Raw genomic sequence first — 26,140 nt, forward strand, 5'->3', positions numbered from 1 at the left:
CGCTACCGGGGGCTGTTGTCCCGCGGGGGTGGTGCCGCGCCGCGGGCAAAGCCCGCGTCGTCGGACGGCTTTCAGCCGCCGGCCGGGCTTGCGCGAGTCGAGCGGGCGTTGCCGCTCGCCGCGCTGCGCCCTAAAACGGCAGCCACCTGCTCTTGTGGGTGATGTTCATGTACCCGACGTTCACGCCCGCGCGCCAGCCGACGCCGAGCCGGATCGGGATCAGCACGACGTTGCCGCGGCGCAGATAGGTCGCGGCGAATCCGCCGACGAGATAGAGCCGGCCCTCGACCGCGGGGAAGCGCTTGTAGAGCTCCTCGGTGTCGTAGAGGTTGTAGACCAGCACGAACACCTTGTTCGCGTCGCCGCCGACGTCGAAGCCGACCGACGGCCCGGTCCAGTAGACCGGCTTCTCGCCCTCGACCTTGTGGTTCATCAGCCCCGAGCCATAACGCACGCCGAGGATGAACGCGCCTGACGCCTCGCGGCCGGCGATATAGGCGTTGGGCTGGCCCTGGTCCTTCAGGATGTTCTCTAGGATCCCGCCGAGCCCGGCCGCGCCCTTGCCGAACACGCCTTCGCCCGCGGCGAGCAGATCGTCGCGCTCATAGGTGTCGGCGGCGCTCATTGTCGCCTCCGCGCGCGTCGTCGCGCCGGGGCCAGACGCGGGCGGGGGCGGCGCGGCGGGCTGGACCGGCTCGACCGGCGCGGGCTCGGGATAGCGCTGGTCGGGGACCTGCTGGCCCCGCGATGGGGTGGTGCTGGTCTGGGGCGCGAGATCCCCGTCGATCGCCTGGTTGGGATCGATCGTGCGGACCTGTGCGGGCGCGCTGCTCGCGATCGACGCTGCGAAGGCGCCGAGGCCAAGCCAGAAACTGCGCATGATGCTATCTTCCCCAATGCCGAGTGCGCGTGAGTTAACAAACCCCCGCCTGACCCCGCAATGAATGAAACGGCGGGAAGAGTCGAATTCGCGTTCGGTACCCGCGTAACGACGGTTGCCCCCGCCGCAGACCCTCGCTATAGCCCCGCATCTGCTGCAGCCGGAGACGTGGGTGAGTGGCTGAAACCAGCGGTTTGCTAAACCGCCGTACCGGGTTTACTGGTACCGAGGGTTCGAATCCCTCCGTCTCCGCCATCTTCGTCACCGCTAGTGTGATCGACGTGTGCCCCCCATCGTAGCGTGCCGATGCGGGATAGCGGGCCGCTTACGCGGTAGGCTAAGCGCGACGTTCGACGTCCGCCCCTCTTCGATCACCGCTGCGCTTCGATATCCCATCTAACGGATCGGCGTTGAATATCGGCTGTTGTCGTGTATGCGTGTGGCACCACTAAGAGGGTTGATCATGAAGAAGATTTTCGCTGTCGCCGTCGCTGCCGGCCTGTTCTCGCTCGCAGCTTGCAACACCAGCCCGCGCGAGCAGGCAGCCGACAACATCGAGTCGAACACCGAGGCGGTCGCTGACAACCTCGAGGACGCTGCCGACCTCACGGGCAACGAAGCAGCCGAAGAAAGCCTCGAGAACAAGGCTGACGCGGTGCGTGCGACCGGCCAGAACCAGGCTGAAGACATGCGCACCAACGACGCTGATACCAATCTGTCGAACGGTATCTGAGCCACAGCGCTCAGGGTCGCGGGCCAAGCTGCCTGCGTCCCCGAGCGACGTGCAGAAAAGGGCATCCGGGGCGACCCGGATGCCCTTTTTGCGTTCGGCGTGTGTGAGGGGCGCCGCTGGCGTCGCCTATCGCACTGCGGGCCGGTCAGGTCGCATCGGCACGCCGGGCGGCGCGGGCGTGTTCGCGCGTGAAATCGCCGACGCCGCGATCGGTGTGGCACAGCCGGTCCCAGTGGCGGAAATACAGGCCGTAATTGCAGCCATAGAGTTCGTGATGGCGCTGATGATGGCTGGCGGTGATCAGCCAGCCGCCCAGCGGGCCGCTCCACATGAAGCGCGGGAAGATCTCCCACCCCATGTGGTTGGTCACGCCCATCACCGTCATGATCGTCAGCACGACCCCCAGCCCGTAAATGTGGATCGGCACGAAGAAGACGAGCAGCGGAATGACGATGGCGCCGCTCAGCGCCTCGATCGGGTGGAACGCCATGGCGGCCCATGCCGTCGGCGGACGGCTGGCATGATGGAGCGCATGCGCGAGCTTGAACGGGGCGGGGCGATGCATCCAGCGATGCGTCCAGTAGAACCAGGCATCGTGGAGAAGCAGATAGGCGAACACCGAGACCGGGAGGTACCAGAGCGGATAGGCGTGGACATCGGCATAGACCTGGGTCCAGCCGCGATGTTGCCAGCCCCAGGCGACGACGCCGGCGGGAATGCCGTAGAGCGCGGCGGAGGCAAGGCTCCAGACGATCTCGCGCCGGACCTGCGGATCGAGCCCGAGGTAGAGCCCCGGATGCTTGCGCGTCGTGATCCAGGCGAACGCGCCCGACACGAGCAGATAGCGGACCCCGACGATGACGGTCATCGCAATGGCGGAGAGGATGATGGCAAGCGTCATGCGGGGTCCTCTACACCGCGGCGGTCGGCGGCGCGAACCGCAAGCGCACGCCGCCGCGCGGGCAGCCCCCACCACGGCGTGCCCGGCGATAGATGATGTTCGTGATGATAGCCGCCGAAGTGGAAACAGGTCATCAGCGACAGCGCGGGTCCGATGTCGAGGCTGTGCGCGCGGTGGGTATCCGCGAAGGGCAGGTCGCGCTCGCGGTGCGGCAGCCAGGTCCCGAAGACGAACAGCTGCGCGACGGCGCCGAGCGCGGGCAGCGCCCAGAAGATCACGATGTTGCCGAGCGGCGCGCCGAGCAGCAGCGTATAAACCAGCGCCACCAATGTGATGCGGATGATCTGGCCGTGCGAATAATAGGTCTTGAAGAACTGCAGGAACCAGCGGGTCAGCCGCGGATCGCCGCCATGGAAATCGGGATCGCCGGCGCGTCCGGTCTGCTTGTGGTGGAGATGATGCTGCGGGAGCAGGGACGCATAGGACAGGCAGGCATAGAGCGAGAGACAGGTCGCGCCGATCGCCCGGTTCAGCCTTGGATGCTCGGGCGCGAGCGCACCATGCATCGAATCATGCGCGACGATGAACAGCCCGGTGGAGAGCCAGGTCTGGACGAGGACCATCAGGACCGCGATCGGCAGCGTCGCGAGGCTCCATTCCCAGAAGAAGATGCCGGTAATGTGGATGGCGAGCCACGCGACCATGATCGCGGCCGACAGCGACACGCCGATCCGCATCTGACGCTTCATCGCGTCCGACGGGTGGGCGGCGGTGATGCTCACCCGCGCTGGTCTGCCGGACTGGTGTTCGGGGTCCGCGCGGGACGGGCCGAACGACGCTGCGCATCGGCATTGGCGCGCAACTGCGCCTTCAGTACCGCGGGCTTGCGCGCGAACAGGAAGCCGTGGCTGACGGTGCCGTCCTTGCCCTCAACCGCGTGATGCAGGCGATGCGCCTGGAGCAGCCGCTTGAAATAGCCCTGTTTGGGGACCCAGCGAAAGCCGCCGCGCTGATGCACGAGCATGTCGTGGACGAAGGCGTAGATGCCGCCATAGACGGTGATGCCGAGTGCCGCCCACCAGAGCGGCGGGTACCAGAGCCCGACCACGAACAGCACGATCGGCACGATCGCGAAGACGATCGCATAAAGGTCGTTCTTCTCGAACCAGCCCTCATGCTCCTCGTGATGCGACTTGTGCCAGCCCCAGCCCCAGCCGTGCATCACATAGCGGTGCGTCGCCCAGGCGAAGCACTCCATGAACAGGACCATGCCGACGACGATCGCCAGTTTCTCGACCCAGGTCACGACGCGCGATCGGGCAAATCGGCGCTGACCAGAAGCAGTGCATTCAACATGGCGTATATATAACCGTTCGGGGCGGACGATGCGAGGGCGCGCCGCCATAAAAGCACGCGCGGCACCGCCGCGGCAGCCGCGGGTCGGCGGTGGCATACACAGGTAAATCATACGGATGCGATCGATCGCGGCACCGCAGGGCGGGACGCTGCGTTCGACCCCGATGCCCGCTTCGAATTCCCGTGCCGACCACCGCGACACCCCGTCCTGGTTGCTGGTCGCAGCCATGATGCTCAGTTTCCTCGTCGCGCAGCAGGATGACCGGTTCACGGTCGATCCGCTGCGGGCGATGCCGGCGATCCTGTCGCTGCTCGCGCTGGGCGGCGCGCTGGCGATCGGCCGGTACAGCGCGCGACCGCGTCTTGCCGCGGGGGCGAGGGCGTTTCTGCAAATGACGCTGTTCACGCTGTTCGGCGTGGTCCTCGCCTATGCGCTGGCCGCGAAGTCCGGCACCTTGTGGGATGCCCGGCTGGCGGCGGCGGATCGCGCGGTCGGCTTCGACTGGCCGGTCGTGCTCGCGCTGCTCGACCAGTGTCCGCCGCTGATCTGGCTGCTGGGCCTCGCCTATCACAGCCTGACGGTGCAGATGATCGTCGTCATCGTCGCGCTCAGCGGAATGGGGAAGTTCGACACGCTGCGGACGATGGTGTGCGCCGCGATCCTGTCCGGGTTCGTCACGATCCTGATCTCGGGTCTGACGCCTGCGATGGGAAACCTGTTCGACCCGGCGCGCTACGTGCATCTCTGGCCGTCGATCGCATGGCTGGAACAGGGGCTGATCTCGGGGCTGCGCGACGGATCGCTGCGTGTGCTCGATCTCACCATGCTGATGGGGATCGTCAGCTTTCCCAGTTTCCATGCGACGCTCGCCGCGATCTTCATCTGGGCCTTCGGTGCGATGCCGCGCCTTGCCGGACCGGGCCGCAGCTGGGCGATCCTGACGATCGTCGCGACGCCGGTGTTCGGCGGTCACTACGGGGTCGACGTGCTGATGGGGCTGCTGCTCGCGCCGCCCGCGATCGTCGCGGCACAGCGCCTCACGCAGCGCAGGCAGCCCTGTCCTCAGCCGGGTCCAGGCCTGCCGGCATAACGATCGCGTCGTCGCGCAGCGCCGCCTCGACGAGTACGGCGGCGTCGGCGGCGCCCCCCGCCATCGCCATCTCCGCCGCGAGCAGACCTGCCGCGCGGCGATAGCCCGGATCGGTCAGGACGTGGCGGAGCGCGGGTTCGAGCCCGCCTTTGGCGGCGTCGGCGGCGGATACGATGCGCGCCGCGCCGATCCGCTTCAGCCGCGCCGCGGTCGCCGGCTGTTCGAACGCCAGCGGCACGGTGACGATCGGTACGCCCGCCGCGAGCGCGTCAAGCACGGTGTTGAAGCCGCCGTGGAGGATGGCTGCCGAACAGTGCGGCAGGATGCGCGTCTGCGACCAGAAGGCGCGGACCAGCGGGTCGCCGGGCAGCGAGGCCGCGTCGCCGTCGCTCAGGCCGCCGCCATGCGCGACCACCGCGCGCGCACCGACCGCGGCACAGGCCGCGGTCATCGCGGCGAACAGCGACCGGCGCGCACCCTGCAGCGACCCGAGCGAGCAGTATATCAGCGGTCGGCCGTCGCTTTCGGGGATGTCGTCCACGGGTTCGTCGAGGCGCCACGGCGCGCCGTACCGGAAGCTCGGGGGCAGGGCGGTGCGCGGAAAGTCGAGTCCTGCCGGGCATTGCGCGATCTGCAGGCGGTCCGACCATTGCTGCTGTGGATCGGGATCGAGCCCCCAAAGCTGTGCATAATGCGTCACGATGCGGGTCACCGGGCGCATCAGCAGGTCGCTGACCGCATAGCCGCCATTGTTGCGATTCCGCCCGAGCGCATCGGCCCGGTAGGCCCAGCCGAGAAAGGGCGGGGGGATCATCGGCTCGCGGAGCAGCGGCAGTCCGGTGATCGCGGTCACGAACGGCAGGCCGAGATGGCGTGCCACCAGCGCCCCCGCCGGCTCGACCGAATCCGCCACGACCGCATCGACGCCGAGCCGCGTGAGGGTGGCCGGCAGCGCCGCGAGCAGGAGCTCGGTCATCGCCGCGGTGCTGCGGATCATGCGGGGCAGTCCGACCGGCCCCGAGGGCTGGGCGAGCTTGCGATAATGTTCGGCCAGCAGGCCCTGGCGATCGGCGGGATGGTCGAGCGGCGCGAACGCGACATCGCCGCGCGGCAACATCGCCGCGACGTCGGCCATATGCACCAGCGTGACCCGGTGTCCCGCGGCGACGAGCGATGTGCCCAGCGCGACCAGAGGATTGATATGCCCGGCGGTCGGCGGCGCGATGATGGCGATATGCCGCCCTGCAACAGTCAATTCAGGAGCTTTCCGACGCCGTCTGGTAGGGCCGCCACTATCAGCATGGATGCGACGCGCGATAGTCGCAATACGGTGATCGAGTATAACTTGGTAACGATCTACGCTGCGATCGATCTCGCCGCATGGTCGCGCCTGCCGAGACCCGTGTGGCTGCGCGGTGTCATCCCGGCTTCACGATGGACGCATAAGACGCCCCGAATCGCAAGCGGGGGGCGTGGTGAACAGGGACGCGGGGGTTTTCAGGGGCGTCGGGGAGCGCCGGCCGGTGACGCCGGCGCTGGCGATGCAATGCCCGGACGCGGCGCTGTCACGCGCGCTGCGTGCGTTCGTGCACGGGCGGCTGGGGCATCACGCAGATGGCGACGACGTCGTGCAGGAAACCTATCTGCGGCTGTTCACCTATCAGGCGAGCGCGCGGGTCGAGGACGTGAAGGCGCTCTGCTTCGCGATCGCGCGCAATCTGCTGCGCGATCATCACCGCGTCGCCCGGCGCGCCGCGCATGTCGAACTGGACGAGGCGATGGTCTGTCCGCTGCCGGCGGCGGATCGGGTGGTGGCGTTCCGCCGCGCGGTCGCGCTGATGGCGGGCGCGCTCGAACGCATGCCGCCGCTGCGCCGCGAGATATTCCTGCGCCGACGGCTGGACGGGCTCACCACCGCAGCGATCGCCGATCGGCTCGACATGAGCACCGCCGCGGTCGAGAAGCATGTCGTCCGGGCCTTTGCCGACCTTCGCACCGCGCTGGCGCGGCGGGGGTTCACGATGGAGGCGGGGGCGTGACCGCCGGCAGCAGCAGCAGCAGCAGCAGCAGCAGCAGGGGCGGGGGCGGGGGCGCATCCTTGACCGATGCCGCGCTGACGGATGCGTTGCGGACCGCCGCTTTGCACTGTGGTCGGCTGTCGGACGAGCAGGTCCGCGCGCTCAGGCGGCGGCGGCGGTCCGTCGTCGTCGCGGCCACGACCGCGCCGGTCGTCGCCGTATTGCTCGTCCTCGGCCTCCGCATGGCCCCGCCGCCCGCCGCGGTCGCACCGTCGCCGCAGCTGTTCGCGACGCGGGCCGGCGCGCGCGCGACCGCGACGCTGGCGGACGGCACCACCATCCGGCTGAACGGCGCGACGCGGCTGCAGGTCGTCTACACGACCGCCGGGCGCAGCGCCCGGCTGCTGGCGGGCCAGGCGTTCTTCGACGTGCGCCACGATGCCGCGCGCCCCTTCGTCGTGCGTGCGGGGGCCAGCCGGACGCGCGTGCTCGGCACCGCGTTCGACCTCGATCTGACGCGGCGACAGGTCGCGCTGGCGGTCTATCGCGGCGCGGTCGGGTTCGACCCGCTCGACCCGGCGTCAGCAGACGCGCGGCGCGGCGTCGTGGTCCGTGCGGGCTATCGCAGCAGCATCCGCGGCGGCGTGACGGCGGTACCCGAGCGCTTCGATCCGGGGCTGCCCGACTGGCGTCAGGGCTGGATCGACACCGCGGGCATGCGGCTCGACGATCTGGTCGAGATCCTCGACCGGCAGGGCGGCGTCCGGATCGCGCGCCCTGCCGAGCCGCTCGCCTCGACGACGGTGTTCGGCCGTTTCCGGACCGATCATCCACGCCAGCTCCTGGCGGCGATCGGCGGCGGGTTCGGGTTCGCGGTGGTCGAGCGGGACGGGGGTCTGGCGCTCGAAACCGCACGCTGAAAAAACACTGTCCGGATCCGTCGGGCTGCGCCGTCTTCCTTCCGAATGGCGCGTGGGGGCGCCATGACGGGGGATTATCATGACGCGGTTTTACGGAACGTCGGCACTCGCTCTGGCGGTATGCGCGCTTATGGCGCCAGCGGCGGCACACGCCCGGCCGGCGGGGGCACAGCCGGCGGGAACGCGTGCGTTCGCCATTCCCGCAGGCGACCTCGCCGCGGCGCTGTCGGCCTATTCGAGCGCGACGGGGATGCAGGTGATCGCGGCGCCCGCGCTGATCCAGGGACAGCGCACCGGGGGGGTGAGCGGGCGGCTGACCGCGCCGGCGGCCCTTGCCGTGCTGCTGCGCGGCACGGGCCTGCACCCGGTCGAGAGCAACGGCGTGCTGGTCCTGCGGCGCGCGCCGCCGCGCCCGGGCCTGCGCACCGTCAGCGCAGCCACGCCGGCGGTTGCGGGGGGCGTCGCGGGGGGCGTGTCGACGCTGGCAGCCGACCCGGTCGCGGTCGCCGACGACATCGTCGTCAACGGCTATCGCCGCAGCCTGCTCGCCGCGCAGGAGCTCAAGCGCCGCGCGGTCGGGACCGAGGACAATATCGTCGCGTCCGACATCGCCGCCTTTCCCGACCTCAATCTCGCCGAAGCGCTGCAACGCGTCCCCGGCGTTGCGATCACCCGCGACACCGGCGAAGGCCGCCAGATCGCGCTGCGCGGGCTCGGCCCCGATTTCACGCGCACCCAGCTGAACGGCATGGAGGTGCTCGGCAACACCGCGTCGGGGATGGACAATCGCGGCAACGTCAGCCGCAGCCGCGGCTTCGACTTCAGCCTGTTCGCGTCCGAGCTGTTCAACCGCGTCAGCGTGCAGAAGAGCTATGCCGCCAATCAGGACGAGGGCGGGATCGCCGGGACGGTCCAGCTCTTCACCGCCAAGCCGTTCGACTATGACGGGCAGAAGATCGTGCTGTCGGCCAAGGGCCAGACCAACGACCAGACCAGCGGCATCACCCCGCGGCTCGTCGGGCTGTTCTCGCAGCGCCAGGGCGATTTCGGCGCGCTCGTCTCGGTCGCCTATTCGAAGATCCGCAACAACGAATATGGCTATCGCAACTGGAACTGGGGCAAGGTCACCTACGGCGCTAACAATATCGGGCCCGAAATCGATGCGGCGACACGCGCGCTGCTGCGCGGCGGCACGATCTTCGCACCGCAGGCGCAGTCGCCCTCGACCTGGTACACCGACCGCGAGCGGATCGGCGTCACCAGCGCGCTGCAATATCATCCGGGCGATCGGTTCAAGCTCGATGTCGACCTGCTCTACGGACACCTTGCCGACAAGCGTGACGACTGGGCGATCGCGGCGGGCGGCTATAACGCGCTGACCGGCAATGTCAGCGGCACGCAGGTCATCCGCTCCGCGACGATCCAGGGCAATTCGCTCGTCGCCGCCAGCTATACCGGGATCGACCAGCGGACCGAGCATCACCGGGTCGAGAACCAGACCGATTTCTATCAGGCGGTGGCCAATGCCGAATGGAAGATCGGCGATCGCCTGACGCTGACCGCGCTCGCCGGCTATCAGAAGTCGGCCTTCGCGCAGCCGACGTTCGACAAGATCTTCCTGCAGGCGCGCAACACCGCGTTCAGTTTCGACATGCAGCCGACGATCCCGGTCAACACCTATGGCTTCGACCTGACCAAGCCGGCGAACTGGAACGTCCAGCGGCTGGTGACGCAGGAAAACACGATCGACAATGCCTATCGCAACGGCCAGCTCCAGGCGGTCTATACGGTGTCGCCGATCCTGAAGCTCGAGCTCGGCGGCGAGTATAAGCGCTTCACCAACAGCGGGTACCAGTATCTCACCAACATCTTCTACGGGACGCAGGCGACCAGCGACCGCGCGGTACCCGACGCGCTGAAATACGTGATCAACCGCGACAGCCTGATCCCCTATATCGGCGGCGACGTCGCGGGCATCTACGCGCTGCTCGGCAACAACCGCAATCTGACCGCGGCGAACCTGACCGCGGGCAGCGACTTCCGCATCCGCGAGACGAGCTGGGCGGGCTTCACGCAGCTCGATCTCGATACCGAACTCGGTTCGATGCGGCTGCGCGGCAATGCGGGCGTGCGCTATTACCATACCGCGCTGGTCTCGAGCGGGTCGCTCGCGACCGCGACCAACGGCGTCACGGTGCTCCAGCCCGTGACGGTCAAGACCAGCAACGACGACTGGCTGCCCGCGCTCAACATCGCGCTCGACCTCACGCCGAAGCTGATCGCGCGCGCGTCGGCGAGCCGCAACGTCAACCGTCCCGGCCTGCCGCAGCTTGCCGCCGCGGGCACGCTGACGGTCGCGCCGTTCGGCGGCACGGTGTCGGTCGGCAACCCCAACCTTCAGCCGTTCCGCTCGACCTCGGTGGAAGGCGGGCTGGAATATTACATGGATCGCAACGGCTTCGCGTCGGTCGGCGTGTTCTGGAAGGATCTGGCGAGCTTCATCACCTCGGAGACGTCGCAGGTGCCCTACAGCGCCACCGGCTTTCCGGTCTCGCTGCTGCTGCCGGGGCAGGACGGCACCACGCCGTACAACTATACGCGGCCCGTCAATGGCGACGGCGCCAGCATCCGCGGGGTCGAGGCCGCGGTCCAGCACGACTTCACCTTCCTGCCCGCGCCGTTCGACCATTTCGGCGTGGTCGCCAACGGCACCTGGATCGATGGCGACCAGAAGGCGATCTACAACGGCGTCGCCCAGACCATCCCGCTGTTCAACCTGTCGAAATGGGCCGCCAACGCGACGCTGTATTTCGAGACCGAGCGGTTCGGCGCGCGCGTCTCGACCGCCTATCGCAGCCGCTACATCACCGGCGCGGGCAGCAACGCCAATGTCGGCGACGGCATCCGGCCGACCAACAACGTCGATTTCCAGATCCGCTACAGCCCGGTCGAGAATCTGCGCTTCGTGATCGAGGGGATCAACGTCACCAACCGGCCGATCGAGCAGTTCGCCGATCTCAGCGCCGACCGGACGCTCGTCTACACGCGCAGCGGCCGCATCTTTACCTTCGGCGTGACCACCAGCTTCTGACCTTCGCGTCCGCGGCGCTCCCCGCCGCGGACGCGGGCGTACGGCGTATCTCCACACACCTGCCACGGGAGTTTGCATGAAAAGCCAAGCTACATTGTTGTCCGCCGTCGGCCTGGTCGCGGCGCTGCTGGCATCGCCTGCGCTCGGACAGGGCTGGCCGTCGCCGGTTGCGCCGCTGCCCGAACGCGCCACCGCGCTCGACAAGCGCTTCCAGCCCGCGGTCGACTTCGACACCGACGTCTGCTTCAACGTCCCCGCGGTCGACGCGTCGGGCGCGATCAGCCCGGCCGCCTCGACCTATGCGACGCGCCCGCCGGCATCGTGTCGCGCCGCGAACTACCGCACGCAGAGCAACGTCTATGCGCGCAGCCGCTGCAACAACGGCTATTGCGGGCGGGTCTACAGCTATTTCTGGCAGTCGGACTTCTCGCATGCGTTCGACTGGGAATCGATCATCGTCTGGACCACCGACCAGGGCACGAGCAGCCGGGTCGTTGGTGTCACCCGCGGCGACCACGGCGATTGGGATACGCGTCCGACCAGCGGCGGCCAGCTCCGCTTCGTCAGCGATGCGAGTGGCGAACACGTCAAGCTCGTCTTCCATTACGAGACCTGGGGCTTTTCGCACCTGTGGCGCTTTTCCAAGATCGATGGCGGCGACGAGCCGGCCGAGAACGGTACCGGCCAGTGGCTCATCCAGCCGCTGGTGAGCTGGAACGGCTATCCGTCGGTCGCGGTCCGCAACGCGGTGTCGAACTACGACTTTAAGGGCGCGAACTTCGACAACAAGGAAGCGCGCTTCGCCAGCACGCTGGCCGCGGCCAATGCCGGCGGCATCGCGCCGGGGTTCAACGCGAATGTCGATGCCGGCAGCAATTCGCCGGGCTGCCCGTCGGGCTCGACGCTCTGTTGATCCAGCCCCGCCCCGCGCCGCCAATGGCGACGCGGGGCGGCACCGGAGGCCGCATGCCACTGCGCCCCGTCCGTCCTTCACCGTCGTTCGGCTGGATCGCGGCGGCGATCATGGTCGTGCTGTTCGGCGCGATCGTCGTCGGCTGGCGCCAGCGGCAGCGCGACGTCGCAGCGACCGCGATCGCCGTCGTGCGGGCCCCGACCATCCCCGTCGTCAGGATCCGGCCATTACCAGAGGCGAGGCCGACCACGGTCGCACCGGTCGCCGCGAACGTCGCGGCCGCGCATCTTCGCACCGTCTACCCGCTGCTGTCCGACGTCACGATCACCTGCCGCGACGATCGCTGCACGCTGACCGCAACGATCCGTCCGGTGACCGGGCAGGCCGATCTCGACCGGCGGCAGGGGATGCTGCTGGGGGGCCTCGCCGCGGCGCTGGCTGCCGACGGATACCGGTTGGCGGTGCCGTTCAAGATGGACGAGGTCGCCGACAACCTGTTCCACATCCGTGCATCGGTGACGCCGCGATAACCCGATTGCGCCGGGTCAGGCGCGGACGAGGTGGATGTTGGGGTGGTCGGCGATGATCGTCAGGATGGTGTCAAAATAGGTTTCGCCGCGGCCCTGTTCGAGCGCGTCGAGCTGGGTGGTGATGCGTGCGGCGTCGAAGGCCGTGTTCTGGAGCTTGGCGCGGAGATGGGCTCTGGTGGCGTCGATGCCGAGCGCGGCGCGGCTCGTCTCGATATCCTGCCAGACGAGGATAACCGGGGCCTTGCCCGCAAGCGCGCCGTAGCCACCGTAGAACAGGTCATCGAGCGCATCGAGGCTGGGGCCGAGCGACCAGTCCTCGCCCGCCATGAAGACGCGGTTGATCTCGTCGTAGAAGCTCGCAATGTCGCGGATCGCGCGGCCGGCGATGGTGAGGGTCGTGGCCCTGGGGTCGTCGATCATCCGCATGCTGGTCCGTCTGCTAGCTGGCGCCGGCCTCGATCCGGCACTGCGACATATCGGGGACAGCGCCCGCGGCGTGCGCGAGTTCCGTGCGCGCTGCAACGATGTCGCGCCGGAAGTCGGGGGCGGTGTGCAGCGTGGCGACGAGCACCGGCTTCACTTGGCGGATTTTTCGAGGTCGCCGCATTGCTTGGCGATGCGGACCGGGTTGCAGCGCGCGACATGGCCGCCGGGCAGCGCGACGCGGTAGCCGCCGGCGAAGCGCGGATCGGGCCAGAGATAGTCGGTCGAGACATAATGCGCGCCGCCCGCCAGCGCGGTGTCGCGGGGTACGCGGTCATTGGCGCGCGCCTCACGCGTGTTGGCGTCGGCGCGGGTGCGGACGAGGAAGCCCGCGCGCACGTCGCGGCGGATGCGTTCGGCGTCGCGGACCGGGTCGTTAAGCGTCAGATAGGCGGCGGCGGGCGACGCCTCGTCGGTGTTGATGAAGAACACGCGGCCTTCGAGCGAGCGGCGCGCGCCGCGATAGACCGCGACCTTGGCGGGGGGCTCGTCGAGCGCGAACAGGAATTTGCCGCGCGACGCCTCGAGCAGCGGCCAGTTGTCGGCGAGGACGGCGTCACGCAGCGTCGGATAGCGGCCCTGCACGTCGTCGGGCACGATCAGCCTGTCCGGCGCGAGCACCGAGCGGATCTCCGCATCGAGCGCGTCATAGGCGGCCGCGTCGAACGGCAGCGCGTCAATGCCGCCGCGCGCGGCGTTCTGTTCGTCCTTGGCGTTGAACATCAGCAGGATCGGGACGTGGCGCGGATGGCGGGCCGACCAGTCGCGGACAATTGTCAGGCATTCGGTGAGCAGGACGCAGCTCGACGCATTGTCGATGCCGGGGATGTGCAGCACCTTGAAGCCCGGCCGCTGTAGCTTGGGATCGGACGATCCGCGCGCATAATGCCCGCCCTGCGGATCATAGTTCACGTCGATCTCGAGCTGGCGCGCGCCCGCGTCGAGCTGGTCGACGAGGCTGCGATGCGCATAGTCGAGCGCGTCGGCCATCGCCGGATCGGCCGCGCGCACCTTCGCCATCGTCGCGGCGGGCATCGGCTGCTTGTAGCTGTTGTGCGTGCCGATGACGGCGATGTCGTTGATCCGCAGCGGTGGGCCGGCATCCTTCGCGGTCGCGGGGCCTGCGAGCAGGGCGAGGGGGAGAACCGCCGCGGTCGCCCGCAGCATCGTCGAGATACGCATGATTGTCCTGCCCTGTTGGCGCCCGGCCGGCGTGGTCCGCGGGCTTTGGCCGTGCCAGATGACGCGCCGAGGACCGTTCTGTTACGCCACTGTCTTAATTGGGCGCGCGGCGGCCCGCGCGATGGGGCCGCAGATTGTGTATCGCGGTCTCTAAGCCATTAACTAATTGGACAATATCGGGTGATACTCGCTGTCCCCTCAGTGGGGGACAGCGTGTTTAGACCTTGGATATGGATGTGCGGCGTGGCCGCGCTGGGCAGCGCGACGCCGCTGTCCGCGGAACTGAACGTGCCGATCGCGGCGCGGGTCGTGTCGTTCCTTCAGCCCGGTCCGGCGGGGACGGTCGCCGCGGCGATCGTGTTCGAGCCGGGCAATGCGGCATCGGAGGCCGAGGCGGCGGCGATCGAGCGGGCGATCGGATCGGGGCTGGCCGCCGGACGCAGTGCGATCCGCGCGCGCCGCGTGCCGGTCGGCGCGATCGGGTCGCTGGCCGGATTCCGCCTCGCCTTCGTCACGACGGGGTTGCGCCCGGAGCATGCCGGCATCGCCGCCGCAGCCGCCAGATCGTCCGTCCTGACGATCTCGTCGGATCCCGCCTGCGTGCAGACCGCGCGGTGCGTGGTCGGCATCACCTCGGGTCCCAAGACCCAGATCACCGTCAGTCGCGCCGCGGCGCGGGCTGCCAATATCAGATTCGGGTCGGCATTCCTGATGCTGATCAAGGAAATTTAACGATGACCGTTTCGACTTTCGCCACCGGATTGCGCGCCATGCTGACGGCCGGTGCAGTGCTGTGCCCGGCCGTCGCAGGTGCGCAGGCCGTCGATTACCAGGCGTTGCAGGAAACGATCGGCGAGCCGGTGACGACCAGCGTCACGGGCAAGCCACAGCGCGCGTCCGAACTGCCCGCGTCTGCGATCATCATCACGCGCGAGGATATCGCCCGGTCGCCCGCCCGCGACGTACCCGGGCTGCTGAAGACGCATGCCGGCATCGACGTGAACAGCTGGACCGCGGGGCAGAGCGACGTGTCGGTGCGCGGCGGCGTGCAGACCTATAATGCGCGGCTGCTCGTGCTGGTCGACGGACGCCAGGTCTATCTCGATCACTACGGGATGACCGACTGGAATCTGCTGGGCGTCCAGCTCGAGGAGATCCAGCAGATCGAGCTGGTGCGGGGGCCGGCGAACGCGCTGTTCGGGTTCAACGCCGCCAGCGGCGTCGTCAACATCATCACCCGGCGCGTCGGCCAGACGCCGACCGTCACCGCGACCGCCGAGCTCGGCAATCACGACATCAGCCGGCTCGCCGGGTCGGTGACGCTGCCCGTCACCCCGGCGATCGGCATCCGGCTGGCCGGGGTCCGCGCGCGCGAGGACGAGCGCCGCATCCCGGCGACGCTGCTGCGCCCGGCGATGGTCAGCGACGTCGCGAGCGACCAGGTGTCGGGCGACATCACCGGTTCGTTCGACGGACTGGAGACGGTGCTGGGCGGCGGCCATTCGACCAATCGGCAGGCCGAGTATCTGCCGAGCCAGCTGCTGTCGAACCAGCGCTATCGCAGCGACAACGTCCATGCCTCGGCCACGCGCGACACGGGCTGGGGCGGCGTGACGCTGGGCGGCTATGTCAACTGGCTCGATGTGCAATATGGCGTCGGCGCGACGGCGGATGCGACCGAGCCGCTCGGGTTCAAGAACCGGATCATCGTCACCCAGGCGTCGACGCTGGTCCGGCTGGGCAAGAGCGATACGCTGCGGCTCGGCGGCGAATATCGCAACAACCGGCTGCGCTCGGCCTATCAGTTCGCCGAGCGGATCTCCTATGACGTCGGATCGGCCAATGCGATGCTCGACCTGCATCCGGACGAGGCGATTTCGATCACCGCGGCGGCGCGGATCGACCGGCTCTGGCTGCACCAGGCGGGCGCAATCGCGCAGCCGAGCTATGACGTGGCGAGCGATTTCGACCGCGCCTTCACCCGGTTCAGCTTCAACGTCGCGCTGCTCGTCCAGACCGATGCGCGCGGCCAGCTGCGGATCAATGGCGGTCGCGGCTACCAGCTGCCGTCGCTGGTGAATTACGGGATCCGCCTGCCGATCATCACCCCGGCGCCGGTGCCGATCTTCGTGGCAGGATCGCCGCGGATCGATCCGGTCGGCGTGTGGAGCGGCGAGGTCGGCTATGCGCGGACGATCGGCGGCACGCAGATCGAGGCGAACGCGTTCGTGACGAAGACGGACAATGCGATCGCGTCGCCGGGCGACGGCCTGCAGACCGAGCTGTTCCTGACCCCGCTGCCCTCGCTCGTCGCGCGGTTCACGGCGATCGGCGACTATACCACCTATGGCACCGAGGTGTCGGCGTCGGGGGCGGTCGGTGCGCTCACATGGCGCGCCAATTATACCTGGACGCACACCGACGAGCAGCTGGCGTCGCTGACGCTGCCGATCCCCTATGCGCTGTCGCCCAAGTCGACGACGCCGGTTCACAAGGCCAATCTGGCGCTCGGCTATGACATCGGGCGACTGTCGCTGTCGGGGGTCGCGCGTTACACCTCGTCGACGCGGCAATTCGCCTTCTCGTCGACGCCGCAGCTGCTGCTCTACCGGGTCGACGACGCGGTGGCGCTCGATGCACGGGCGGGGCTGCGGCTGACCTCCGCGCTCGAAGTCTATGTCGCGGGCGAAAATCTGGCGCTGGCGGACGGCGCCGCGGTATCGCCGATCCCGGCGGATCGTCGCGTGCGCGCAGGGGTGCGACTTGCGCTTTAACGCGTTCTTCCGGCTGTCGGACCGGCTCGACCGCAGGCTGGCGCTCGCCGACCGGCCGATCGCGGTCAAGGTCGCGGCGACGCCGGTCATCATGCTGGTGCTGTTCGTGGTGATGGCGCTGGCCAGCACCGCGGCGCTGCTGATCACCGGGCGCAGCGTCGACGACATCGTCAACCGCGACATGCGCGATATCAAGCAGCTCAACGCGATCACGCAGCGGTTCGATATCGCCAACGCGAACGTCTATCACCTGCTGGTGACGAAGGCGGCGACGCCGACGATCGCGGTCGACGGGCAGGTGGCGGCGATCCACCGCGACCTGGCCCGGGTCCGTACGGCGCTGGTCGGCTACCGGCGCAGCCATGCCGGGCAGCGCGCACAGCTGGGCCCGGTGCTGGCCGATCTCGACCGATATACCGCGACCGTCGACGTGCTGACGTCGATGCTCGAGGTCGACTTTGCCAGCACCGCGGCGATGGTCGACCCGTTTCGCGCCAATGCGCAGCAGATCGATACGCGGATCCGGCGCGTGACCGCCGCGGGGATCGGCCGCGCCGGGCAGGCGGCATCGGGGGCGCTGCTGGTCACGCATGTCACGATCGCGATCCTGCTGCTCGTCCTGCTCGTCGGCACGGGCGGCAGCCTGGTGATGGCCTATGTGATCGGGCGATCGATCATCGGCTCGATCACCGACATTGCCGCGGCGACGGATGCGGTGATGCACGAGGCGGCGATCGATCTGTCGACGCTCAAGCGGCATGACGAGCTGGGGCTGGTCGTCACCGCGCTGACGACGTTCCAGACGCAGCGAGAGGATGCGAAACGCCTAGCGGATCAGGCGGAGGTGCTGCGCCGCCATGCCGAGGAGGAAAAGGCGCGCCAGGCCAGCGCGATCGCCGAGGTCGAGGCGCAGGCGCGGCGCGAGCGCGAGGCCACGCTGGCCGCGCTGGCCGAGGCGTTCGAACGTCAGGTCGGCGGCATCATCCGCGAGGCGCAGGAGGCGATGGCGCTGCTCGAGGCGAATGCGATCAGCCTGCACGAGACGATCGAGGGCAATCGCCGGCTGGCACAGGAGCTCGACGCGATCGCGCAGCTGTTCGCGACCGAGATGCTCGAGGCGGGCAAGGAGACGCATCTGCTGGCGCACACCTTCGAGGAGATCGACCGGGAGGTGGCGGGGACCAGCCTCGCCGCAAGGTCGATCAGCGACCATGCGCGCAGTGCGAACGACACCGTCGCGCTGTCGCAGGAACAGGCCAGCAGCATTGAGCAGATCGTCGACGTGATCAGCGCGATCACCAAGCAGACCAACCTGCTCGCGCTCAACGCGACGATCGAGGCGGCGCGCGCGGGACCCGCGGGTGCGGGCTTTTCGGTGGTGGCGGCCGAGATCAAGTCGCTGGCGACGCGGACGGGCGCGAGCGCGGGCGACGTGCGCTCGAAGATCGAGGCGGTTCAGGACCAGATCCGGTCGGTCGTGGCGAGCACGGGCAGTCTGGGGGCGCTGATCAACGGCATGGACGACGGCGCGGGCCGGGTGGCGGCGATGTCGCGTGCGCAGGCGCAGGCGATCGAACAGCTCAACGGGCGGATCGAGGCGGTCGAGGACCGCAGCCAGATGCTCACCGAGGCGAGCCAGCAGATCGCATCGTCGGTCGATCGCAATCTCGCCTCGGTCGACGAGGTCCAGCGGACCGGCGCGATGCTCAAGCGGACGCTGCAGTCACTGGCCGACGACGCGCATGCCTTTACCCGCCATTTCCTCGGCGACGATGCGGGGCCCGAGCGGCAGCAACGGCAGGTCGCGTGATCTTGCCGTTGCTTGCCGGCAATAGACGCGCCCCGTCGTGTCCCGTGAAACAACAGCAAGACGAGGAATCTCTTGTCTGGTGCCGTGGCGGTCGGTGACCGATGTCGAGCAAAACGCCGGAATATCAGCCGCAGATCAGGGTGACACAGCGCAAGCGGGCGGCAGATAAAGGTGGGGGACTCCGGGCATAGTATCTCAGTTAGAACTGTGCTGGACAAACCTCTTTGCCTGCCGGTATGCCGCTGATTGAAATCGGGGGATGCTATAATGGTTGGAAGTCTATCGTCGGTGCGGCGTGTCCGTGCGCGCGCCTTGCAGACAAGCGCGCTGGTCATGACGCTGGCGCTGGCGGCCCCCGCCTTTGCGCAGTGCGCGCCCGATCCTACCCAGACGAACGGCACGACGGCCTGTGCGGGGACCGACACGGACGGCCTCGTGGTGACGACCTTCGGGACCAGCGTCAGCGTTCCCTCCGGGGCAACGGTACTGGGTGGCGGGCAGACCGGCATCGCGGTGCAATTGCCGGCCGGGCAGACGGGATCTGCCGTCAATATCTCGGTCGCCGGGCGTGTCGACGGCGTGGCGCAGTCGGGCATAACCATGCTGTCCCAGCCGTCGGCGACCCCGAGCTATTCGACTGCCAATCTGTACCTGACGGTCGCCGAGGGCGGTACGGTCAGCGGCACGACCGCTCTGGTGGTCGGGCAGGCCGGGGCAGGCGGCGGCTCCAATTACGGCTATGCCACGATCGACAATGCCGGGACGCTGACGGGGACGGGCGGCATCGCGCTGTTGTCGACGACGCCCGCTTATGCCGGCTTTTTGTCCATCACCAACCGCGCGACCGGGACGATCGGCGCTATCAGCGGACCGGTCGGGACGCTGATCAACGCGGGGATGATCGACGGCGGCACACGCAGTGCAATCGACTGGGGCACGGGCTTCCTGTTTTTTGGCGACGTCACCAATTCGGGTACCATCACGTCGGCGAGCACGACCGCCACGCTCGCCAATCTTGGGTCGTCGCGCGCCGTCGCCAATACCGGGCTCATCGCCAATAGCGGCAGCGGTGCCGCGCTCGCGGGCGAGAGCCTGGTCGTCACCAACGCGACGGGCGGGCGGATCACCAGCGCCGGTGCGACCGCGATTCAGGCCAATACAGTCCTCGTGCTGACGAATGCCGGCACCATCACCGGCAATGTCGTCACGGCGGCGCAGCCTGCCTACGCGGCCAGCAGCATGATCGATTCGAGCGCGGGGACGATCACCGGATCGGTCACGTTCGGCGCGGGCAGCGATACGCTGGTCGCGGGCTGGGGCGGCACCGGGCTGGTCACTGGCATCACCGGCGCGATCGACGGCGGTGCCGGCATCGACACGGTGCGCGTGCGGATCTCCGCCGACGCGACGCTTGCCAATGCCGCGGTGCTTCCGACCGCCTTCGAACAGTTTTCCGTCGCGCCCGACGCGAACGTCACGGTGACGCTCGCCGACGGGTTCAGTGCCCCCGGACCGCTGGGCATCACGGGCAGCGGCACGATCGTCAACCGCACCACCCTGACCGGTGCCACGCAGGCGGTGGTCGCGAACGACTTTTCCGCGTCCGGCTATCCGACGTTCATCAATGCAGGGATGATCCGGACGACCGCCGGCACCAGCGGCTTTTTCGCGGCGTCGCTGGGGTTCAACGTCAACCGGTTCGAGAATAGCGGGACGATCGCCGCGAACGGGGACGGCGTGTCGTTCAGTTCGCAGGGTGAATTCGTCAACAGCGGTACGATCACTGCCGCAGGCACGGGCGTATCGCTGTTCGGGCCGAGCTTCGCCAATAGCGGCACGATCCGCTCGACCGGCGGCACCGGCGTCATCCTGTCGGGGTCGTCCGGGTCGGCCTGGACGAACAGCGGGCTGATCGAGGGGGCGACGGCGGGCGCGCGCATCAGCAGCGCGCTGGTGAACACGGGAACGATCACGTCGGCAGCGACCGGCGTGCAGATCGATTATTACGGTGTGCTCGACAACCGCGCGGGCGGCGTGGTGACGGGTGGCGTCGCTGGGATCGCGGGCACGTCCGATTCGCTGTTCAACGCCACGATCGTCAATGCCGGCACGATCAACGGCAATGTGCGCCTCGTCGGAAACTGGGGCAGCAGCTATAGCAACAACCGCTATTTCGCGCTGGCGGGGGGCGTGCTGAACGGCAGCCTGACGCTCGGCAATGGCGATACGCTGATCACCGAATTCGCCAATGGCGGCGCGGGCGCGTTCGCCGGCATCACGGGCACGGTGACGGCGTCGGGAACGCTGCTGCGCTACCGCGTGCGCGCCGACGCGGCGGCGATGCTCGATCGGCCCGCGGGCTTCGCCGGAACGGGTTATGACCTGTACGACGGCGCGACGCTTACACTCACCGGCACCGCGACGCAGTCGGCGCCGACCTTCTACGCAGCGCCGCTGTCGCTGGCTGGCTTTGGTATCGTCGACATCGACGGCACGATCACCGCGACGAGCCAGCCCGCGATCCAGGTCACCGCGCTCGCAATTGCGCCGGGCGAGACCGCACCGGCCACGAGCGGTCTGGCGATCACCAGCCGGGGATCGCTGACGCTCGATCATCCGGACGATGCGAGCTATCCCTATGCGGCGGTCGCGCTCGGCGGGAGCGACAGCTTCACCAACGCGGGCACGATCACCGTGCGCGATCGTGCGACGACGATCTACAGCCCGGTCTACGCGATCGGCGGCGGCAAGGACGTCGTCAACAACGGTACGATCACGCTCGTCAACGCCGGCGGCTTGAGGGGCGCACAGACATTCACGAACGCAGGCGCGATCGTCCAGACCGGCGCGGCGTCGTCCACAGCCGTGATCGGCGGGGTTGCCGCAGTCACGAACACGGGCACGATCGACGCCACCGGTACCGCCATCCTGCTGAGCTATGGAAATTCGATCGTCAATTCGGGACGGATCGCAAGCTCCGGATCGGCAGCGATCGCGACGTCGGAATACGAAACCGCGTACCGCGCGACGATCACCAACCAGGCCGGCGGGACCATTGCGGGCGCGAACGGCCAGGCGTCGATCCGGATTGCCGGCGGGACGCTCTCCAATGCCGGGACCATCACCGGGTCGGTCGATCTGGGCTATTCGGTTTACGGCCAGTCCTACTCGGAAGCCACCTACATCGCCAATGGCGGCACGCTCGCGGGTGATCTGCGCTTCGGCGCGGGCGACGACATGTTCGTCGCGGTGGACGATGCGACCGGGGTCAGCGGGACGATCGACGGCGGGGAGGGGACGGATACCTTCGTCCGTGCCCGCACGAGCAGCGGCACGGTGACGCTGGGCGCGTCCCTGCCGATCAGCTTCGAGCGGGAAGGCGTGCGTGCGCTCGGTACCGCAACCGTCGCGACGATCGCCGCAGCGACGCCGTTCGCGGCCGATGTCATCGTTTCGGGCGATGGTTCGATCGTCAACACCGCGACGCTTCTGGGCCGGGTCTCGGCCGAGTCGACCAGCTTCGGCCAGACCAGCGACACGGGACGGCTTGCGTCGTTTACGAACAACGGCAGCATCGCGCTGGGATTCTTCGGTGCCGTGGACAGCATGGTCAATGCCGGTACGATCGGAACCGACACCCTGGCCGGCACGGCGGTGGCGATTTACCAGGATAGCCCGCTGGCGTTTGCCAATAGCGGAAGCATCGTCAGCAGCGGCCGTTCGAGCACGATATATGTGGGCGGCACGGACGTCGGTTTCGCCAATAGCGGCACGATTGCCAATCGTGGGACCGGCCTCGCCGTATCGCTGTTCAGCAATTATGGCGGGACGATCGCTGCGACGAACAGCGGCACGCTCTCGGGTGGCTTCGACGCGTCGTCGTACAACTTCTACGGCGCGGGTAGCACGTCGGTATCACTCGACAACAGCGGTACGATCACGCGGGCGGACGCTGCCGCCGTCGAACTCTATGTCGATCCGAGCGCGGCGGCTGGCAGCGTGTCATTGACCAATTCGGGTATGATCGAAGCGACCGGCGTCGACGGCATCGGTGCGATCGCAAGTGTCGTCGGCTATGCAAGCGATGCCGCTCAGACCATCAATGTGGTCAATTCGGGGACCATCCGTGCAACCGGCAGCGGCGGCGTCGCGCTGCTTCTCAACAGCAACGCTCCTGTCGCGGCTACGGTGGTCAACGCCGTCGCCGGGGTCATCGAGGCCACGGGAGCGACCGCCACTGCGCTCCTGTCCTACGAAGCGGGCGTCAACCTGACGAACGCGGGCGTCATCCGCGGCAATGCCGGCCACATGATTGCGGCCGACGATCCCTTCGCAGACTATCTCGGCGCGGCCTATGTCGCCGGCGCGATCCAGACCGGCGGCAGCGCCGACGACCGGATCGTCAACACGGGCACGATCATCGGATCGGTCGCGCTGGGTGCCGGCAACGACATGATCGAGAATCGCGGACGGATCGAGGGCGACGTGTTCCTCGGGGCCGGCGACGACAGCTTCCTGCAACTGGCAAGCGCGACGCTGATCGGTACCGTCGACGGCGGCACCGGGCTCGACAGCCTGATCGTCGATGCGACCGGCGGTGGTGCGGTCAACGGCGACCAGTTCATCAACTTCGAACGATTCAACCAGATCGGCCAGGGCAGTGTCGCCTATTCGGGCAATTTCCGCTTCGACACGATCGGTGTGTCGATGGGCAGCGTCACGGTCGCGGCGGGCGAGACACTGGCCAGCAACGGCCCCGTCACGCTGACCGGGTCGGACACCGCCGAGACGGTGAGCAACAGCGGCACGATTGCAGATTCGGTCATGCTGCTGGGCGGCAATGACCGCTTCGTCAACGCGGGCATGGTCGGCGGGGCCGTATCGCTGGGCGACGGCGATGACGAATTCGTCGAACAGGCCGGGAGCCGTGTCGTCGGCGGCGTCGATGGCGGCGCGGGCAACGACCTCTACACGATCGCGCTTGCCGGCGATCATGCGGGCCTTGGCGCGCGGACCGGGTTCGAGCGGCTGGGTGTCAGCGGTTCGGGTACGCTGTCGCTGATGCTCGACCAGAGCTTCGACCAGATCGCGCTGGCCGGCACCGGACTGAACCTCGCACTGGCCAGCTATACCGTCGGCGCGGTGACGGGATCGGCAGGGGCCGAAACGCTGCGCGTCGACGATATCGGCACCGTCTCGCTGGGTGCGGGCGACGACAGCGTCACGCTCGGCACGACGCGCGCGACGGGCCGCTATGACGGCGGTACGGGAACCGACACGCTGCGCTTCGGTGCATCGGCGCCGGTCACGCTGGCGGGCACGGCAACCGGCTTCGAACAGGTCGTGCTGGCAGGCGGTGCGCTGACCATCACGGGAACGCTGGGGACCAGCGGCGCCCCGCTCGCATTCGACGCGGGCGAGCAGCGTATCACGGTCGCCGATGGCGGAACGCTGGCCGGCATGATCGATCTCGGCGGGGGCAATGACAGTTTCCGCCTTGCCGCGAACGGGACGGTAAACGGAATGGTCATCGGCGGTGCCGGCACCGATGTCGCGACGATCGAGCTGCAGGGCAATCGCACGCTCGGCGCGGTGCTGAGCGGGTTCGAAACGCTCGCAACCGAAGGCGCCGGTACGGTGACGCTGACCGGTGCGCAGGCCTATGACCGCGTGCTGGCGAGCGGCGACCTGGCGATCGCGGCGGGTGCGTCGCTGGTCGCGCCGCAGGTCGTGTTCGCCGGCGGCAATAACCGCTTCGCGATCGCCGGCACCTTCGCAGGCTCGGTCGACGGTGGCGGGGGCAGCGATACGATCGCCGTATCGGGGGGCAGCCAGACGACGCCGGTCGCCTTCGGCTCGATCACGAATGTCGAGGCGTTCACGATGTCGGGCGGCTATGCGACGGTGTCGGGTACGGCGGCGTTCGGCAGCCTCGACCTGACCGGGGGACGGCTGGTCGGACTGGCCGGGTCGACGCTCGGCGCGCCGCAGATCCTGGTCCGTCAGGGTGCGACCTTCGGGTCGGCCGGCACGGTCAACGCCAGTGTGACGGTCGCAGGGACGCTCAGCCCCGGCGCATCGCCCGGCACGATGACGGTGAACGGCAATGTCGCGCTGCAATCGGGGTCGGTTTCGCTGTTCGAGATTACCCCGACGGTGTCGGACAAGCTGCTCGTCAACGGCACACTGACGATCGCGTCGGGTGCGACGCTTCAGTTCGCGCCGAGCGGCACGCTGCGCCCCGGCACATCCTATGACCTGGTCATCGCGAGCGGCGGGATCACCGGCAGCTATTCGACGATCATCAAGCCCGACACGCTGTTCGGGTTCGTCGTCCAGCGCGCCGATCGGATCCAGCTGCTTGGTCAGTTCCTTGGCGATGCGAGCTTCTCGCCGCAGATCGCCCGCAGCATCGCCTATGCCAATGCGACGCTGGCGACGGTGTCCGCGACGAGCACGCTGTTCGACGCGCTGCCGTCGCTGCTGACCGCCAGCGGCGCATCGAACCCGGTGGCGTTCGCGCAGATCACGCCTGAAGCCTATGCATCCGCAACGCAGATCGGTGTCGACAATGCGCTTGCCCTTTCGGGGGTCGCGCGCGGCGCGGCGTTCGGCACGACGGGCGACGACGCGCATGCCTTCACGTTCGCGCAGACACTGGGCGGATGGCACCGGCTTGGCGGGGACCCGGCGGCAGGTAGCGCGATGGCGCAGAGCCAGAGCTACGGGTTCCTTGGCGGGATCGGGTTCGGCAGCGCCGACTGGAGCATCGGCGGGTTCGCCGGCTATCTCAACGATCGCCAGCAGATCGACACGCTCGGGGCACGGACCAAGCTCGACGGCGTCGTCGCGGGCATCCATGGCCGTTACCGCACCCAGGGCGGTCTCGGCCTGACCGCATCGGTGCTCTACGACGGCGGGACGGCACGGACGATGCGGGCCCTGCCGGGGACCGCGTCCGCCAACGGGCGCTATGATCTCCACAGCTGGGTCAGCGACGTTTCGGTCAGCTATGATCTCGACATGGGCTCGGACTGGGCGCTTCGCCCGCGCGCAGGGGTCACCTATGTGCGCACCACGCGCGACGGCGTGACGGAAACGGGCGGCAGTCCGTTCGCGCTGACCGTCGAACGGGACCGGCATGTCGCGGGCTTCGCCGATGCCGGGCTGTCATTTGCACGCCCCGAACTGTCGACGAACCCCTTCCGCCCGTTCGTGTCACTCGGCGCACGGTACCAGATCGAAGGCACGCGGACCGACGCGGTTGCGGGCTATGCCGGCGGCGGGCTGGGTCTGATGTCGCTCGGCGCGCAGCGGGCGCGGATGGTCGGCACGGCGGCGGCGGGTATCGCGTACCGCCTGCCGAGCGGGCTCGACGTCTTCGCCTCGGCCGGCTCGCAGACCGGTCGCGACGATCATCAGGAAAGCATCACCGCGGGCGTGCGGCTGAGGTTCTGA

At 68.4% G+C, this 26,140-nt stretch carries 19 protein-coding genes and 1 tRNA gene; 12 read left to right on the top strand and 8 right to left on the bottom strand.

Annotated elements, in window-relative coordinates:
- Positions 1–130: 130 nt before the first annotated feature.
- Entirely contained in the window at positions 131–880 is a 750-nt protein-coding gene (locus FHY04_RS14245) for a DUF1134 domain-containing protein (RefSeq protein ID WP_183936908.1), read from the bottom strand.
- Positions 881–1,042: 162 nt separating this feature from the next.
- Between FHY04_RS14245 and FHY04_RS14250 the strand changes: the two genes are divergently transcribed.
- Positions 1,043–1,135: transfer RNA gene (locus tag FHY04_RS14250), tRNA-Ser, on the top strand.
- Between the two features lie 208 nt (positions 1,136–1,343).
- On the top strand, positions 1,344–1,613 hold the full coding sequence (locus tag FHY04_RS14255) for a hypothetical protein (RefSeq protein ID WP_031393429.1): 270 nt from the start codon (positions 1,344–1,346) through the stop codon (positions 1,611–1,613).
- 145 nt (positions 1,614–1,758) lie between these two features.
- On the opposite strand, the gene FHY04_RS14260 is transcribed toward FHY04_RS14255, so the two are convergent.
- From FHY04_RS14260 to FHY04_RS14270, 3 genes are read right to left on the bottom strand one after another with little or no spacing between them, the layout of a single operon-like run.
- Entirely contained in the window at positions 1,759–2,514 is a 756-nt protein-coding gene (locus FHY04_RS14260; RefSeq protein ID WP_183936909.1) for a sterol desaturase family protein, read from the bottom strand.
- On the bottom strand, positions 2,511–3,296 hold the full coding sequence (locus tag FHY04_RS14265; RefSeq protein ID WP_236559223.1) for a fatty acid desaturase: 786 nt from the start codon (positions 3,294–3,296) through the stop codon (positions 2,511–2,513). The genes FHY04_RS14260 and FHY04_RS14265 overlap by 4 nt, the downstream gene beginning before the upstream one ends.
- A complete protein-coding gene (locus tag FHY04_RS14270) occupies positions 3,293–3,784 on the bottom strand; it encodes a sterol desaturase family protein (protein WP_183937012.1) in 492 nt (163 codons plus the stop codon). The genes FHY04_RS14265 and FHY04_RS14270 overlap by 4 nt, the downstream gene beginning before the upstream one ends.
- Before the next feature lie 250 nt (positions 3,785–4,034).
- On the opposite strand from FHY04_RS14270, the gene FHY04_RS14275 reads away from it, so the two are divergent.
- Positions 4,035–4,961: a phosphatase PAP2 family protein gene (locus tag FHY04_RS14275; RefSeq protein ID WP_221211801.1), complete on the top strand. Its 927-nt coding sequence runs from the start codon at positions 4,035–4,037 to the stop codon at positions 4,959–4,961.
- On the opposite strand, the gene FHY04_RS14280 is transcribed toward FHY04_RS14275, so the two are convergent.
- On the bottom strand, positions 4,909–6,216 hold the full coding sequence (locus tag FHY04_RS14280) for a glycosyltransferase (RefSeq protein WP_183936911.1): 1,308 nt from the start codon (positions 6,214–6,216) through the stop codon (positions 4,909–4,911). The two genes, FHY04_RS14275 and FHY04_RS14280, sit on opposite strands and share 53 nt — an antisense overlap.
- 268 nt (positions 6,217–6,484) lie before the next feature.
- On the opposite strand from FHY04_RS14280, the gene FHY04_RS14285 reads away from it, so the two are divergent.
- The 5 genes from FHY04_RS14285 to FHY04_RS14305 all read left to right on the top strand — a co-directional run bounded on the left by FHY04_RS14285 (position 6,485) and on the right by FHY04_RS14305 (position 12,433).
- On the top strand, positions 6,485–7,000 hold the full coding sequence (locus tag FHY04_RS14285) for an RNA polymerase sigma factor (protein WP_183936912.1): 516 nt from the start codon (positions 6,485–6,487) through the stop codon (positions 6,998–7,000).
- Positions 6,997–7,899 carry a FecR domain-containing protein gene (locus FHY04_RS14290; protein ID WP_183936913.1) on the top strand — a complete coding sequence of 301 codons (903 nt, stop codon included), beginning with the start codon at positions 6,997–6,999 and terminating at the stop codon, positions 7,897–7,899. The genes FHY04_RS14285 and FHY04_RS14290 overlap by 4 nt, the downstream gene beginning before the upstream one ends.
- 79 nt (positions 7,900–7,978) lie before the next feature.
- On the top strand, positions 7,979–10,990 hold the full coding sequence (locus FHY04_RS14295; RefSeq protein WP_183936914.1) for a TonB-dependent receptor: 3,012 nt from the start codon (positions 7,979–7,981) through the stop codon (positions 10,988–10,990).
- A 76-nt stretch (positions 10,991–11,066) separates the two neighbouring features.
- The gene (locus FHY04_RS14300; protein WP_183936915.1) at positions 11,067–11,903 is read left to right on the top strand and encodes an NPP1 family protein; all 837 of its coding nucleotides are present in this window, start codon (positions 11,067–11,069) and stop codon (positions 11,901–11,903) included.
- Between the two features lie 53 nt (positions 11,904–11,956).
- Entirely contained in the window at positions 11,957–12,433 is a 477-nt protein-coding gene (locus FHY04_RS14305) for a hypothetical protein (RefSeq protein ID WP_183936916.1), read from the top strand.
- A 15-nt stretch (positions 12,434–12,448) separates the two neighbouring features.
- Here FHY04_RS14305 and FHY04_RS14310 read toward each other — a convergent pair whose 3' ends face one another.
- From FHY04_RS14310 to FHY04_RS14320, 3 genes are read right to left on the bottom strand one after another with little or no spacing between them, the layout of a single operon-like run.
- Positions 12,449–12,859 carry a barstar family protein gene (locus FHY04_RS14310; RefSeq protein ID WP_260171528.1) on the bottom strand — a complete coding sequence of 137 codons (411 nt, stop codon included), beginning with the start codon at positions 12,857–12,859 and terminating at the stop codon, positions 12,449–12,451.
- 13 nt (positions 12,860–12,872) lie between these two features.
- Entirely contained in the window at positions 12,873–13,013 is a 141-nt protein-coding gene (locus tag FHY04_RS14315; protein ID WP_183936917.1) for a hypothetical protein, read from the bottom strand.
- Positions 13,010–14,098 carry a Ca2+-dependent phosphoinositide-specific phospholipase C gene (locus tag FHY04_RS14320; RefSeq protein ID WP_183936918.1) on the bottom strand — a complete coding sequence of 363 codons (1,089 nt, stop codon included), beginning with the start codon at positions 14,096–14,098 and terminating at the stop codon, positions 13,010–13,012. Before FHY04_RS14320 ends, FHY04_RS14315 begins: the two co-directional genes overlap by 4 nt.
- Positions 14,099–14,341: 243 nt before the next feature.
- Between FHY04_RS14320 and FHY04_RS14325 the strand changes: the two genes are divergently transcribed.
- The 4 genes from FHY04_RS14325 to FHY04_RS14340 all read left to right on the top strand — a co-directional run bounded on the left by FHY04_RS14325 (position 14,342) and on the right by FHY04_RS14340 (position 26,140).
- Positions 14,342–14,830, top strand: coding sequence for a YfiR/HmsC family protein (locus FHY04_RS14325; RefSeq protein ID WP_159513227.1), 489 nt, complete (start codon positions 14,342–14,344; stop codon positions 14,828–14,830).
- A gap of 2 nt (positions 14,831–14,832) precedes the next feature.
- Positions 14,833–16,872, top strand: coding sequence for a TonB-dependent siderophore receptor (locus tag FHY04_RS14330; RefSeq protein ID WP_183936919.1), 2,040 nt, complete (start codon positions 14,833–14,835; stop codon positions 16,870–16,872).
- Positions 16,862–18,682, top strand: a complete 1,821-nt coding sequence (locus tag FHY04_RS14335; protein ID WP_183936920.1) for a methyl-accepting chemotaxis protein — start codon at positions 16,862–16,864, stop codon at positions 18,680–18,682. The genes FHY04_RS14330 and FHY04_RS14335 overlap by 11 nt, the downstream gene beginning before the upstream one ends.
- Before the next feature lie 267 nt (positions 18,683–18,949).
- Positions 18,950–26,140 carry an autotransporter outer membrane beta-barrel domain-containing protein gene (locus tag FHY04_RS14340; protein ID WP_183936921.1) on the top strand — a complete coding sequence of 2,397 codons (7,191 nt, stop codon included), beginning with the start codon at positions 18,950–18,952 and terminating at the stop codon, positions 26,138–26,140.

Source organism: Sphingomonas sp. BK481, from assembly GCF_014194875.1.
Taxonomy (GTDB): Bacteria; Pseudomonadota; Alphaproteobacteria; order Sphingomonadales; family Sphingomonadaceae; genus Sphingomonas; species Sphingomonas aerolata.